This is a genomic window from Kordia algicida OT-1 (genome assembly GCF_000154725.1).
Classification (GTDB): Bacteria; Bacteroidota; Bacteroidia; order Flavobacteriales; family Flavobacteriaceae; genus Kordia; species Kordia algicida.
The window spans coordinates 2,862,870-2,878,560 of the sequence record NZ_DS544873.1 but is presented as its reverse complement, the minus strand read 5'-3'; the positions used below and the strand labels follow the sequence as shown (position 1 = coordinate 2,878,560).

Here is a 15,691-nt window from a genome sequence, read left to right as displayed (position 1 = left end):
TAAAATAAACTTAGTAAGAAAAGTATATTGAAAATTTACTATATTGTGCTAGTTGTTAATTTTTTAAACCAAAACAATATGAAAAAAGAAACATTAAGTATTTATGTAAAATATGCATTAAACTCAATCTTGGGAGTTTGTATCTTCTTTTTCTACGGAATTATTTTTAATGAACACAAAGCTTATATGTTTTTAGCCATTTGTACTACATTATTTTTGTCTTCATACATAGTAGCTCGAAAAAGACCATCAAAGACTAAAGATATTAGTATGTCATTAATGTTGACTTTAATATTTATATTTCACTTTTTTATTTTTAATAAATCAACAATAATAATAGGAGCAATTTTATATGTTTTCATGATGCCTTTGAGTGAGTTTATGGGAAGTTTGGCAGGAAAGCAAAAATTACATTTTTTATATTTCCCATTATTGATACTATTTATAACCTTTTTTGTGCGTCCAAATTTGATTCAAGATTACTATGGTATCGAAACAACTAAAAACAAAAAGGTTGCTGAAATAACTTATTTTAAGATAGATAAAAAAGAAGTGAATATGTAATCATACAAAGTGTCTGATTTTTACTTAACGCAAGTTTGATATAACTTTTATACTTAATGATTATAAAAAATGACACCATTCGTTATTTAGGAGATATGGAAACTGATCGGAAAATTGTACTAACTAATACGAAAAATGTTATTAAAAATCTTTTAGAATAAAATGGTAACATAAATTTTAAAAAAAAGTCTTTGCATAAACTGTAAAGACTTTTTTGTGTTTAACACTCGTTAACGTTCATTAACTGAAATGTATAATTTTCTGTTTCATATTTGTAGCATCAAAAAACTAAAAACATAAAATACTTATGAAAAACTATACAAAAACAATCATTGTATTTGTCTTCATGATGGTTAATGCTTTTCTAAATGCACAAGACTTTCAAGGAGTTGCTACGTACAAAACCAGCATGAAAATGGACTTTAAAATGGATAGCATTGCTACAAGTCAAGGAATTAACAAAGAAATGCAGGAAAAACTAAACGCAATGCTGCAAAAACAGTTTCAAAAAGAGTACACACTCACATTTACACCTTATGAATCTTTATACAAACAAGAAGAAAAATTAGCAGCACCAACACCAAAAACTAGCGGAATGCAAATTATGGTAGTAGGCGATGGACAATCGGCTACTTTGTATAAAAATACCAAAGAAAACCGATACGCAAATCAACAAGAAATCTTAGGTAAAAAGTTCTTAGTTCAAGACAAATTGGAAAATAAAGAATGGAAGTTGGGAAGCGAAACAAAATTCATCGGACAATACCAATGTTACAAAGCTACACGTACAATTGAAGTTGAAAAAATAACGTCATTTTCTGTAAATGATGATAGCGATGACAAGAAAACTACCAAAGAAAATGTTACGGTAACCGCTTGGTATACATTAGACATTCCTGTAAATTCTGGACCAGAAATGTATTGGGGATTACCAGGTTTAATACTAGAAGTAAATGATGGAACACAAACGATTGTTTGTAGCAAAATTGTGCTCAATCCAAAAAATAAAGTTAGCATCAAAGAGCCTACAAAAGGTAAAAAAGTAAACCAAGCAAAATTTCAAGAAATCATGGAAAAGAAATCTAAAGAAATGATGGAACGTTATCGCGGAAATGGTAGAGGCGATGGCAATGAAATTAGAATTGAAATTGGAGGATAAAAACTTTTCAACAAAAGAAAAAGTAAAACCAAAAACGATCAAAACCTTACTAAAACTACGTTTAAAAAGTCTTTTTAAGAAAACTTTAACGGAAAAAGATTAAACTGAATCAAGAAACTAAGGTCTTAATGAAGTTAAAAAGTGTAACTTTTTACGCTGTTACCTACTAAAGAAGTAGCAAAACAATAAATATAAAGACTTAAGGAATGAAACAATTAATACTTTGGAGCTTAGTTTTATGCACAACAGGCGTATTTGCTCAAAATTTTCAAGGAAAAGCATATTATCAGTCTAAAACGACGATGGACATGAATTGGGGCGGACGCGAAATGTCAGCAGAGCAAAAAAAGCGAATCCAAGAACGTATGAAAGGATTTTTGGAAAAAGTATATATTCTTGATTTTAATCAAACAGCATCCACATACAAAGAAGAAGAAAAAATTGAAGCACCAGGACAAGGTGGTAGAGGCGGATTTGGACGTATGATGATGGGCAGTTTTTCACAAGGAAACCAATACAAAGATGTTAGAGATGGCGTAATTATGGAAACGAAAGAATTCTTTGGAAAAAAATTCCTTATCAAAGACAGCTTGCCAAAATTAGAATGGAAAATGGAAGGCGAAACCAAACAAATTGGAAAATACCTTTGTTTTAAAGCAACTGCACTTAAAAAAGTGGACGAACTCGATTTCAGCAAAATGCGTCCGAGAAGGAGAGATAGAAACAACGAAAAAACAGCGGAAGAAAAAAAACAAGATTCTATCAAAGCGGCAAAAGATCCGTTTAGTCAAGTTGATATTCCGAAAGAAGTTTTAGTAACCGCTTGGTATACACTTGATATTCCTATCAATCAAGGACCTGGAGAATATTGGGGATTGCCAGGATTAATTTTAGAAGTAAACGCATATAAAACTACTATTTTATGTTCTAAAATTGTGATGAATCCAGGAGAAAAAGAACCGATTGAAGCACCTACAAAAGGGAAAGAAGTTACCCGAAAAGAATACAATGAAATTGTAAAAAACAAAATGAAAGAAATGCGCGACATGTATCGCGGTCGTGGTCGCGGCGGCAGAGGTAGAGGCAGAGGCTAAACCTTTTTGCAACTGACCAACTAATCAGAAAACTACATCAATGAAAAATATATTACTGCTACTGCTGTGTTTCACGGCACAGACAACTATTGCCCAAATTGAATTTGAAGGTGTCGTAAAAGATTCTTTGGGAAAACCACTAGAACTCGCCAATGTAATTGCTCTAAATAAAGCAACAAACGCACTAGAATCATACGGAATTACCAATAATGAAGGTCGTTTTAGACTCGCACTAAAGAAAAATACAACGTATGCCATCAAAGTAAGTTTTATTGGTTTGGCAACAATCAATGATTCTATTACAACGAAAGAAGTAGCTATCAAAAAGGATTTTATCATGCAAAAAGATGAAAGTCTGGATGCTGTTGAACTCACGTATGAAATGCCTGTAACTATTAAAGGAGATACGATTGTTTACAATGCAGATTCCTTTAAAAATGGCTCAGAAAAGAAATTAGAAGACGTTATAAAAAAATTACCCGGAATGGAAGTCACCGACGATGGCGAAATAGAAGTGGAAGGAAAAACGGTAACCAAAGTAATGGTAGAAGGAAAAGATTTTTTTGATGGCGATAGCAAATTGGCAACCAAAAACATTCCTGCGGATGCTGTAGACAAAGTGGAAGTACTGAAAAATAGTAACGAAGTTTCACAATTAAAAGGACTTGGAAACGATCAAGATAATGTGATGATAAATATCAAACTTAAAGAAGGAAAGAAAAACTTTTGGTTTGGTGAAATTACGGCAGGTTTAGGTCCTGACGAACGCTTTATTGCAAATCCAAGATTGTTTTATTACAGTCCGAAATACAGTGTCAATATCATTACCGATTTTAATAATATTGGGGCAATTCCGTTTACACGACGTGATTATTTTAAGTTTTCGGGTGGATTGAGAAGTTTAGGAAGAAACACAGGAACAAATTTTAATGTGGCTTCAAGCGATATCGGATTTTTAACCTTACGAAACAACAGAGCCAAATCAATTGATTCAAAATTTGGAGCAGCAAACTTTAGTTATTCGCCCAAAAAAACATGGGATATTAGTGGTTTTGCCATCTACTCAGGTTCACGAACGGAATTAGAAGAAAACAGTATTAACAATTATATTGATGAAAGTACGCCAGATGAAATTACCCGAACCAATACGCGACAAAAAAGTGATTTAGGATTGTTTAAACTAAGTTCAAGTTACAAGCCAAACGCCAACAATCAATTGGATTATGATGTTTTTACGAAAGTATCACAACAAACAGAAACGCAGGATTTCTTTTCTTCGTTATTAGGTGATATTGATGAACGTCAATCGCAGAATCCGTTTAGTTTCAATCAAAATTTAAATTATTATTACACGCACAATGATAATCATATTTTTGCTTTAGAAGCGCAACATTTATGGCAAGATGAAGATCCGTTTTACAACGCACGATTGGCGCAAAGCGAACAATTCCGATTTACAGATGTGTTGGATTTAAATACAACACAATCATTTTTAGACATTGCACAAGACAAACGTGTAAAAACCAACAAATTTGACGCACGATTGGATTATTGGTACGTATTGAATCAAAAAAGTAACATTAACATTACGGCAGGAACAACGTTGAGTTCGCAACAGTTTGATTCTGAGATTTTTCAATTATTAGACAGTGGAAGTAAATTACCTTTAATTGCGCCACAACAAGACGTGATAAATGATGTAACTTATAATTTTAGCGATACATTTTTAGGATTACATTACAAGATAAAATCTGGAAAATTCACGTTCACACCAGGAATTACAGCACATGCGTATGGTATAAAAAACACGCAGTTTGGTTCGAAATTTAAAGATACATTCACACGTTTTTTACCTGATGCGAATATTTTAGTGCAATTTAAAGATTCTGAAACGCTAAATTTTTCCTATCAAATGCAAACTGATTTTACAGACGTAAACAATTTGGCGGAAGGTTTGGTATTTAACAATTACAATTCGCTCTACAGAGGAAATAGAACGTTGGAAAATGCCTTATCACACAACGTAAATTTGAGCTATTTTAGTTTTAACTTGTTCAATTATACTAACATTTTTGCGTTTGTAAACTACAATAAAAGAATTGATCCTATTCGAAATCGTTCGCAATTTTTGACGATTCCAGGAGCAAACACAGGCGATCCAGACATTTTAAGTACCAATAGTGTTTCTACACCTTTCAATTCGAATTTTGCCGATGAAACTTTCTCTGCAAACGGACGATTTGAGCGTACTTTTGGAAAAATAAAAGCTTCGGTTGGCGGAACATTGACCTTATCAAAATTTAATCAGGAAATTAATGGAAATAGAAACGTAAACGAATCATTTACACAAGCCTACAGAACCCGATTGAGTACAAATTTTAGAAACGCGCCAAACATTGAAGTTGGGTACAATGTATCAATCAACAAGTACGATCAAGGAATGAATACCAATCGTTTCGTAACTAGCAGTCCGTTTGTAAATGTAGATGCGTATTTCTTAAAAAGCTATGTCTTTACGGCAGATTATTCGTATTTCAATTACAAAAATGAAGAACGAACGATCAACAGTTATGACTTCCTAAAAGCGGAACTTTCCTATCGAAAAAAAGATAGTAAGTGGGAATATACCATTAGCGGAACCAATTTATTAAATACAACATCTTTAAATCAAGACAACTCGAATAGTTTTTTAACAAGTACGAGCGAATATTTTATTCAGCCACGTTATCTTATTTTTAGTTTAAAGTATCATTTATAGGAGACTTCATCGATTCAATCAAACTATTTAATAAAAAAAAAGCTCCGAAAGCCTTTCTGCAAACCAAACAGAAAGGCTTTCTCTTTTTAAAAGAAAATAATTAAAAAACCGCAATATTTTTATGTTGCCAAAACTGCTGTGTATTCATCATTATCTTTTTTGAAAATAAATAATGAGATAGAAAGGAAATGAACGGTAAAGTTGACATTCTTCATGTGGGTCGGTTTTATTGAATAGATAACAAAACTCGAAAATGGTTGCGTCAGGATTTAGAAAAAAGTTACATTTCTTTTTTTAGAAAGTAATTATTGAACAACTATAGCGTATTTTTTGGAGCTTTTGCTACGATCATTTTTTGAATTTTCTGCGAAATAAAAATACTCAAAATTACAAATGCCATAAAGAAGTAGAAACCGTTTTGTAGTTTAGATTCATTAGTTGTTAAAATGTCCACATCTTGTGTGATGTTTTCTAATTGTCCGAGTTGACTCGAAATGATTCCTGTAAAGCCAATATATGACATGAATATTGCCACAACCATAACATCTGCCATTGACCATTTTCCACTTTTAAATACTAAAAAACGAATGATTTTGTTGTCTTTTAATGAACGTTTAAAAATTAATAACACACTGGAAATAAGTTTTGATACAGGGAAAATCACACTGAATAATACTACCAAAATACCAACCAACATGACTTTAAATTTCCCTTGTGACAGCATTACGCTCGAAACTTCCATGATGCTTTTACTTTTGTAATACAACACCTGATCTTTAAACGAAATTGCTTCGCCCATCAATTGTAATTCCATCGAAGAAATACGCGCATCGATCGCAATCATTGGTAGAAAAATACCCAAAGCCAACAAATGAACCGCCGCCAAAACATATAACGTGATTTTAAAATTTGTTGGGTTTTTGTCAAAAAGAATGTAGCTCAATATTCCGATGAATGCAAGGATTAAAACTAGAATGATAGTAGTTTGTTGCGTTATAAGAACTGTCTGTTTTTGAGAAATGATTGTTTGGCAATCTTCACTAGATTCAGCATTGTATTTCGCAATAATATTGTTGTATGTCGTGTAATTTATTTTCTGAAAAGTTCCTTCAGTATACGAATTGATTTGTGCTAAAATGTAGTTTTTAATGTTTTCTCGATTTTCTTCATCTTCCAAAAAGTCAAGAATATCTTCCGTAATGACAGGAACATGTTTTTTTAGCTCACCAAAGATTTCAAAGAATTCTGCACCCAAATTCCGCAATGAAATACCAAAAGTTGATTTCTGATCGTTTTTTGCTTTGTAAGCAACTTCAAACTTATCGATAGCATCGTATAAAAACGTCCGAATCTTAACGCGAGCTTCTTTTCTAGTATCGCCCGAAAGCTTAAGTTCTTTCAGTTTTTTGGTGATAATTTCGGCAAATTGTTCTTCCCAAGCATCAATATTAAACATTCCGTATTTTATATCAGATAGTTCAATTTTATCTGCCGTTAAACTTCTTTTTTTAGTTTCTAAATTATAGGTAAAAAATGCTGAAACACTAATGGTAACAAGCAAAGTGACAAGAAATATTTTAGAAAGCTGATTGGGTTTCATAAGAATAAAACAGTTGTTTATTACAAGACGAATTACGCAGAAATATGTTTCAATCTAAGCAATTTATTTACGGCATCGATAATTTCCATTAGGTTTTGACCAAATAGAGTAGTAGTGAATACATTGTAGGTTTAGAGACATAACTTCGGATCTTCTTCAAGTTTAGTTGGACCATAATGCAAATGCCATTCTACGATTCGTTCTTTGATATACTTATATTCGTATGCAAGACTATAACCATGATCTTGAATTTCTTTAAGCGATCTATTTTTATTTTTAAATCTTTCTAAGGTAAGGAGGATCTCAGTCAGGTGTATTTCAATAAAAACATCTTCATCATATAAATATTTATCTAAAAAAGAAGCTAATCGTCCATGACATATTTTAGTATAGTTTTTATTTTGATGCTGAATAGCTTCTTCTTCCAATTTTTCAACAGTTCGCATCATTTCACCTTGCACATAATTTGATTTTCCTGTTTTCGGAACATATTTTTGTTTGATCTGTTGGATATATTCTTGATATTCTTCGGAAGAAAACCTGTCTTCACCAAGCCTTTTGTCATTAACTGTAATGAATTTTTTTGTCCAGTCGAAGTACGATTCCAGTCTTCTGATAGTTTCGCTGTTAATTTCTCCACTAATAGTTAAGTGTTCAAATTTTAGCTCTTTTGCACGTTCTGAAATAACAACCTTGTTCGTAAAACCTAAGTGTAAATATTCCCATTCATTTACATCAAAAACTTCTTCGGGAATCATTTTTATATTATGAAATGCCTTTGAAGGTAGCCGATTTTTATCTATTTCTTTTTTATCAGTAATCGTTTCTTTCGTTTGGTGACCAATGATCCAATTGATTTCTGGTTTTAAAAACTGAGTTTCGTGATGTTGAGAAATCCCGACAAAGCCACCCAAATATTCCATGGCTGTTTCTTCGAGCAAATTACCTTGTAAGTCATATAACAGATGTCTAAAATTCACAGTTACTATTTGCTTCGGTAATTTTTCAAAAAGGTCATCAATTCCGTATCCTTTTATTTTTCTCAAATCAATTCGATAGCCAATATTATCAAAAGGGAAAAACTTGGTTATCCAGCCATCAACAGACTTCGGATTTCCATATTCTTCCGTAGTATGAACTTTAAAAATGTGCATCCAAAATTCATTATCTATAATTTCTTCGGCAGTATCTTTAATTTTTGTGATGATGGGTTTTAAGTCTTCATACCACCATTCCATATCATACTTTTTCAAGATTTCCAACTTGTCTAACATGCGATTCCAATCGGTAGCAGAACCTTCAAGTTTTAATTCAGGAATTCCACAAACACAAACAGCAATATCATAATCAAAATAGGATTTAAACGCATCCATTATTGTAATTTCACTAACTACTTTTGAAGCTAATGTTGTAGTACTAAAATCAGCTCGTAAATCGGCAATAATCTCCGAACCCACAATTTTTTCAATTTGGTTGGTAAATTGTGCTGTGGTTTCGTGCCACGGACTTTCAGGATCGCCAAGGAAAATATTATTACTTTCAATGGTAATCGTCTGTTTATTAGTTAACTGTGGAAATAGATTTTCTTTAGCTTGATAGGAAAAATTTACATGATTTGAAATTCCTTGCAAAACCAACAACCAAATCATATCAGGCGAAAGCGTAAATGGTCTGTGTTGTGAGTATGCTAGATACAATCCGTATAAAAACGCATGCGAACCTCCTGCTATTAATTTCTCATCAGGATTTGGTAAGTATTCTATTTTTGAAGAAAAGGTTTGCGCGATTTCACTAAATGCTTTTTCGTCTACCAAATCATCAGGTCGTTCTAAAGTTTCAATATGAAAAGTAATTGAATCTTTGGTTTTTGTTGTAATCATACTTCAAGTTTACTTGGAATCTTTTCGAAGTTACAGTTTTAAACAAGAACTACAAAAACTACGCAAAACATCGTATGTTTTTACAGATTGATCTTTCTTAATTTTATAAAAAAAAGAAAAATGAAAGTCATTCCCAACATTTTATTTGTCAAGATACTATTTTGCTTATGTATGATTTCCTGTGCTTCTTTGCCTGAATCGCAACGTAACAAAGAATTCATCATTTTAAAAACGAAAGATACGATTGTAGCAGATCAATTACGGTCTGTAAATCCGTTTCGAAATATGGGTCGCGTTACAATTACCAATATGGAAGATGGTCAAGAAGTTGAAACGATGTACACGTACGATCAAATATATCAAATTCATGAATTCGATCGGAAAAACAGACCCAATGTAGTCGAAATCATTGAAGAAACACCTTCGCGCATTGATACACATGTAGGAATGGATATTGTTATCAATGAAGGAAAGGTTAAATTATATTTGAATGATCCAGGATTTCGACCTGATTATTATTTTGTAGTGAGTGATTTTTATCACGGATATGCCAATAAATATTACAAACGAAAAAAGTTGTTGGTACATTTAAATAAATGTGAAGCTTTCCATAAAAAGTTTACTGAGAAAGAACAACGTAAAAAGAAAAACTTAGAAAAAATGATTCGCTATTACAATAAAAATTGTGATTATTAATGCTATAGAAAGATGAAAAATTTGCTAAAAAATATTTGTATTTGCTTGCTAGTTGCTTCATGTACAACGTTGCCATCTTCCAAAAAGAATCAAAGTTTTATCATTCTTAAGACAAAAGATTCAATATTTGGGAATAAAATACGCTTTTCTAGACGAATGAATAAACTTGGTCAAGTGAAGGTTGTGAATGCAGCTCGCGAAAAACGTATCGTTCAATATGATGAAATTTATCAAGTGTATCACTATCGCAAAGGTCAAGAATTTTATGTAGAAGAAATGGTAATGCTTACACCAAACAATCCAATTTCGTATACACCTATGGATGTCATTATCACGAAAGGAGCATTAAAATTGTATGAGCACGATCCTACGAATTGGGGAAATACATCTTTTGTGGTGAGTGATGTTTATCACGGATATATTCGAACAAAAAACGAATACTATACATTGCTATCAGCATTAAATAAATGTACTGATTTTAGGGAAAAATTTCCTGAAAAACCTGAATTTACGCAATCAAATCTTGAAAAAGTTATTCATTATTACAATGAGAATTGTGAGTAAAGTCTTTTTATACTACAGATCATCACTCTTTTACCTGAAAAAGATCACTTTGTGCCATTTTTTCTAACAAATAGAAAGTTAATCATCAACTTTACAATATTATTAGAAACAAATATCAGATTATTAGGTAATATTTTAATGATAAAAACCGCTTCAAGGGCTAATAGAAGCGGTTTTTTATTTTAAAAAATTAAAGTACAATCAATTTCGCTTTCGCAACAATCCAATCATTTGTCCAATTCCAATTCCGATATAAACACGATCTTTATTCAACTGTAAAACAGGCGAAATACTGAGTCCGTAATGACGTGTAAACGGAAACTCTATTTTTGGATTGATAATAATACCGATTGTACTATATTCATAATAATCCCACGTGTAATTTTGGTCTAAAAAACCGTTATCATTCATTTGCCAATTGGTAGGTTCTTTGATATTTACAAGAGCCAAACCAACGGATAAATTCAACCGAATTGTTCCCTTCTCATTGAATTTATAAATTTTCCCTGCCATTAAATGAAAGGTTTCCAAATTATCATATGGCGATGCAATTCCTAATGTCAAAGCACGAAAAAGTCCTGTGGAATAATCATCGGGTTTTGATTTCGGACTGCGAATGTGTCCGCTGTAGCCAATTTTGAAAGAATAATTTTCTTGATACACATAATTAAGATTCAAATCAGCACCAAAATAGTTTCCAAAATCTAGCGATCCTGATCCGTAAATAGCGTGATTTTCTGAAAATTGTGCATGTGTAGTTTGTATACTTATCGCAAATAGTACTATGAATACAATATGTTTCATAAGATAAAAAATAGTTTGTTGGCTGAATTTCAGAACGAAACCAGCTTTTTTAGTTTAAATTATATTGATAATTTAATGAATGTAGCTAGGCTAAAGGTACTATTTTATTTGAAACGAAAAAGGGTTGTACAAAAAAAGCCGCTTCCATAGCAACAGAAGCGACCTTTTTAACATATAACTAAGCTCAGAATCTTACAATCCGAAAGCTGTTTTTACTTTATCTACGTAGTCTAGTTTTTCCCAAGTAAATAACTCAACATCTAATGTTTTTGTTTCTCCATTTGGCGTTGTAAACGTTTTTGAAACAGTTTCGTTTTTACGTCCCATATGTCCATAAGCCGCTGTTTCGCTATACATCGGTGTGCGTAATTTTAAACGACTTTCAATCGCCGCAGGACGCATGTCAAATACCTCTTTTACTTTCTCTGCAATTTCTCCATCTGATAAATCAACTTTTGCAGTTCCATACGTATCTACAAAAATTCCCATTGGTTCAACCACTCCAATAGCGTAAGAAACTTGTACTAAAATCTCATCAGCAACGCCAGCCGCAACTAAGTTTTTTGCTACGTGACGTGTTGCATACGCTGCACTTCTATCTACTTTACTTGGATCTTTTCCTGAAAAAGCTCCACCACCATGCGCACCTTTTCCACCGTACGTGTCAACAATAATTTTTCTTCCTGTCAAACCTGTATCTCCGTGAGGTCCACCAATAACAAACTTTCCAGTTGGATTGATGTGATACTTAATATCATCACCAAATAATGCTTGAATTTCTGGTTTTAATTTTGACTTTACACGTGGAATTAAAATCTCAACAATATCCTTACGGATTTTAGCCAACATTACTTCATCTCTTTCATCAAAATCATCATGCTGAGTAGAAATCACAATCGCTTCTACTCTTGAAGGTACATTGTTGTCATCATATTCAATAGTTACCTGGCTTTTTGCATCTGGACGTAAATAGGTAATATCCTCATTTTCTCTACGCAAAGCTGCCAATTCAATCAACATTAAATGTGACAAATCTAACGCTAAAGGCATTAAATTTTCTGTCTCCTTTGTTGCATAGCCAAACATCATTCCTTGGTCACCAGCACCTTGTTCTTCTTTCGTAGCTCTATCAACACCTCTATTAATATCTTCAGATTGCTCGTGAATTGCCGATAAAACACCACAAGAATTTCCATCAAACATATATTCGCTTTTCGTATAGCCAATTTTGTTAACTACTTCTCTAGCAATCTTTTGAACGTCTAAATAAGTATTCGATTTTACTTCTCCTGCAAGAATAACTTGACCTGTAGTAACTAAGGTTTCACAAGCTACTTTTGACTCAGGATCAAAGGCTAAAAAATTATCGATTAAAGCGTCAGAAATCTGATCTGCTACTTTGTCTGGATGTCCTTCTGAAACGGATTCAGAGGTAAAAAAATATGACATAATAAATCTTCTTTTTAATGGTTAAAGTGAAAGGAAAAATAAAAAAGAGATTGCTTTGTCGGCTAAAGAAGTATAAAATTACTGCTTTAGCATTTTTTAAATATCCTGAATTCATTTCAGGATCTAGTCCACGACTTAGTGAACTAGGTACTGAAACAAGTTCAGCACTTGAGGTTGCAATCAGTTCAAATTTCTCCTCAAAAATCAGATGCAAATGTATAAAAATCTTCGTACAAACAAACAACAAAAAAATAGAATTTTACATTTCTTAACAAAACTGTTAAAAACAATTTTTTTTTGAAAAATATTTGGAAAATAAATAATTATGACTTTACCTTTGTAACAAACAAAGACGAAAAATGTTTAATAAAGTTTCAAATATGATGTGTTGTATGATGTGTAGCAGAGATGCCGCAGGGGACAACTATTGTATTTAGCTAACTTTAAAAAAGCATTCAACAATAATTTTAAGCCTCTGCAATTGCAGAGGCTTTTTTCATGATTATATTTTAAAATAATTTTTTTTCAAAAAACCAATGAGTGAATTTTTTCAAATAGCAACAATCAAAACAACAATGACAATATGTTGTATGATGGCTATGTGCATGATGTGTTGTAGCCAAGCTTACTATTATCAAAAAGTTCCAGATAGGTATTAAACTATTTATCATGTAAAAAAAAGGTCCTTTTGGTAATACACTTCCAAAAGGACCTTTTTTCGTTGGTTGAAAATCAAAAAAGTAAATTCAAAAAATAGACATAAAATAATAAACAAATCAAAGCGCACTGAGCGAAATCGAAGTGCAAACAAACACAAACAAGAAAACATGAGTACACAACAATTCGCAACAAAAGCATTACATTCAGGACACGACACAACGCAAAACGGCGGCACACGAGCTGTTCCAATTTATCAATCAACAGCATATGTGTTTAACAACTCCGATCATGCGTCCAACTTATTTTCCTTAGCAGAACCAGGAAATATTTATACCAGAATCAACAATCCAACAAACGATATTTTAGAACAGCGTTTAGCTTCATTAGAAGGTGGAATCGCAGCCGTAGTTACCGCATCAGGAACTTCTGCCATTGCTACTACATTGCTCACATTGCTCAGAGCAGGCGATCATATTGTAGCTTCCAACAGTCTGTATGGCGGAACGTATAATTTGCTAAATGTAACCTTGCCAAGACTCGGAATTACCACAACATTCGTAGATCCAGCAGAAGAAAATAGCTTTACAGATGCGGTACAAGAAAACACAAGAGCCGTTTTCATCGAGTCACTTGGAAATCCAAAATTAGATGTATTAGACATTGAAAAAATTTCCGCACAAGCCAAAGCAAACAAAATCCCTCTCATAGTCGACAATACCATTGCCACACCTTACTTACTGAATCCTATCAAACACGGCGCAAACATTGTCATTCATTCACTTACAAAATACATCAACGGAAACGGAACTGCACTCGGAGGCGCAATCATTGACGCAGGAACTTTTGATTGGACCAACGGGAAATTCCCAGAATTCACAGAACCATCTGCAGGATATCACGGATTAATTTATAGTGAAGCTTTAGAAGAAGCCGCATTCATTGCCAAAGTACGTATTGAAGGATTGCGTGATTTTGGTTCGGCATTAAGTCCGTTCAACGCATTTCAAATCATTCAAGGATTAGAAACATTGCCAATCAGAATCAAACAGCATAGTCAAAACGCACTCGAATTAGCAACATGGTTGCAAACACAAGAAGCTGTTGCTTGGGTAAACTATCCAGGATTGGAAACAAGCAACTACAAAGCATTAGCTGAGAAATACTTGCCAAAAGGTCAAAGCGGCATCGTAACATTTGGAATCAAAGCAGGTTTTGAAGCCGCAAAACGTATTGCCGACGAAACAAAAGTATTCTCACTCTTAGCCAATATTGGAGACACAAAATCGCTCATCATTCATCCAGCAAGTACGACGCATCAACAATTAACGGAAGCGCAACAGGTTTCTACAGGTGTGACGCAAGATTTAATTCGATTATCAGTTGGCTTGGAAGATGTAGAAGATTTAAAAGCAGACTTACAAACCGTATTTGAAAAAATTACTGCGGGAATTCCAGCATCATAAAACAGCTATTTTGAGACAGAAAATAACACATATTACGATCTCAGATTTCTTTACAGAAAGCGGCGCGTACTATCCAAACCTAAAGTTGAGTTACCAACTTGTAGGTTCGGATAGTGCAGATGCGCCAATCGTTTTGGTAAATCATGCACTGACAGGAAACTCAGAAGTTACAGGTGTAAATGGTTGGTGGAATAAGCTTATTGGAGATGGTAAATGTATTGATACCAATCATTTTAAAATTTTGAGTTTCGACATTCCAGGCAATGGTTTTTCACAAGAAACAGGATTGATAAAACACTATAAGGACTTTGTGGCAAGAGACATTGCTAAACTATTCATCAGAGGATTAGAATATTTAAAAATCAACAAACTTTTTGCCGCTATTGGCGGATCGTTAGGTGGTGGAATTGCTTGGGAAATGGCAGTCTTAGAACCAAATTTGATTCAAAATCTAATTCCGATTGCAGCCGATTGGAAATCGACCGATTGGTTAATTGGAAATTGCTTTTTGCAGGAACGTATCCTTGAAAACTCTAGCAATCCGATTGAAGATGCTCGTATTCATGCCATGTTGTGCTATCGTACACCTTTTTCACTCAAAGTAAAATTTCAGCGAACACGCGATACAGAAAAAGAACTATTCAATACCGAAAGTTGGTTGGTACATCACGGAAAAAAATTGCAACAACGCTATCAATTGGCAGCATACAAACTGATGAATCAGCTTTTAAAAACCATCGATATTACTAGAGGTAGAACATCACTTGAAAAAGTAGCTTCAAAAATTACAGGAAACATTCACATTATAAGTATCAACAGTGACATATTTTTTTCACCAGATGAAGATGTTGAAACCTTCAGGAGACTCAAACGTGTCAAAGAAAACATATATCACGACGAAATTCAGTCCATTCACGGACACGACGCATTTTTAATGGAATTTGGACAATTGAGTCTATTACTCAGAAACATATTTCAAGTTCAAAAATCATCGATCTAA

Annotated in this window: 12 protein-coding genes; 8 read left to right on the top strand and 4 right to left on the bottom strand. The window is 33.1% G+C overall.

Annotated elements, in window-relative coordinates; translation table 11 throughout:
- Positions 1-78 precede the first annotated feature (78 nt).
- The 4 genes from KAOT1_RS12200 to KAOT1_RS12185 all read left to right on the top strand — a co-directional run bounded on the left by KAOT1_RS12200 (position 79) and on the right by KAOT1_RS12185 (position 5,575).
- Positions 79-564, top strand: a complete 486-nt coding sequence (locus tag KAOT1_RS12200) for a hypothetical protein (protein WP_007095129.1) — start codon at positions 79-81, stop codon at positions 562-564.
- A 307-nt stretch (positions 565-871) separates the two neighbouring features.
- Positions 872-1,723 carry a GLPGLI family protein gene (locus tag KAOT1_RS12195; protein WP_007095128.1) on the top strand — a complete coding sequence of 284 codons (852 nt, stop codon included), beginning with the start codon at positions 872-874 and terminating at the stop codon, positions 1,721-1,723.
- 206 nt (positions 1,724-1,929) lie between these two features.
- Positions 1,930-2,817, top strand: coding sequence for a GLPGLI family protein (locus KAOT1_RS12190; protein ID WP_007095126.1), 888 nt, complete (start codon positions 1,930-1,932; stop codon positions 2,815-2,817).
- A 40-nt stretch (positions 2,818-2,857) separates the two neighbouring features.
- Positions 2,858-5,575, top strand: a complete 2,718-nt coding sequence (locus KAOT1_RS12185; protein WP_007095125.1) for a TonB-dependent receptor — start codon at positions 2,858-2,860, stop codon at positions 5,573-5,575.
- A 316-nt stretch (positions 5,576-5,891) separates the two neighbouring features.
- Here the strand turns inward: KAOT1_RS12185 and KAOT1_RS22015 are convergent, their stop codons facing one another.
- Positions 5,892-7,175, bottom strand: a complete 1,284-nt coding sequence (locus tag KAOT1_RS22015; RefSeq protein ID WP_007095124.1) for a paraquat-inducible protein A — start codon at positions 7,173-7,175, stop codon at positions 5,892-5,894.
- Between the two features lie 131 nt (positions 7,176-7,306).
- Positions 7,307-9,055 (bottom strand): DUF4419 domain-containing protein, encoded by a 1,749-nt coding sequence (locus tag KAOT1_RS22010; protein ID WP_007095123.1) that lies wholly within the window; start codon positions 9,053-9,055, stop codon positions 7,307-7,309.
- Between the two features lie 120 nt (positions 9,056-9,175).
- On the opposite strand from KAOT1_RS22010, the gene KAOT1_RS12170 reads away from it, so the two are divergent.
- Together KAOT1_RS12170 and KAOT1_RS12165 are read left to right on the top strand one after the other, a co-directional pair.
- The gene (locus KAOT1_RS12170) at positions 9,176-9,751 is read left to right on the top strand and encodes a hypothetical protein (RefSeq protein ID WP_007095122.1); all 576 of its coding nucleotides are present in this window, start codon (positions 9,176-9,178) and stop codon (positions 9,749-9,751) included.
- Between the two features lie 156 nt (positions 9,752-9,907).
- Entirely contained in the window at positions 9,908-10,315 is a 408-nt protein-coding gene (locus KAOT1_RS12165) for a hypothetical protein (protein ID WP_007095121.1), read from the top strand.
- Between the two features lie 201 nt (positions 10,316-10,516).
- Here KAOT1_RS12165 and KAOT1_RS12160 read toward each other — a convergent pair whose 3' ends face one another.
- Entirely contained in the window at positions 10,517-11,119 is a 603-nt protein-coding gene (locus KAOT1_RS12160) for a hypothetical protein (RefSeq protein WP_007095120.1), read from the bottom strand.
- A gap of 192 nt (positions 11,120-11,311) precedes the next feature.
- Entirely contained in the window at positions 11,312-12,568 is a 1,257-nt protein-coding gene (metK, locus tag KAOT1_RS12155; RefSeq protein WP_007095118.1) for a methionine adenosyltransferase, read from the bottom strand.
- A gap of 827 nt (positions 12,569-13,395) precedes the next feature.
- Here metK and KAOT1_RS12145 point away from each other — a divergent pair.
- Positions 13,396-14,691, top strand: coding sequence for an O-acetylhomoserine aminocarboxypropyltransferase/cysteine synthase family protein (locus KAOT1_RS12145; protein WP_040560044.1), 1,296 nt, complete (start codon positions 13,396-13,398; stop codon positions 14,689-14,691).
- A gap of 10 nt (positions 14,692-14,701) precedes the next feature.
- Positions 14,702-15,691, top strand: coding sequence for an alpha/beta fold hydrolase (locus KAOT1_RS12140; protein WP_007095115.1), 990 nt, complete (start codon positions 14,702-14,704; stop codon positions 15,689-15,691).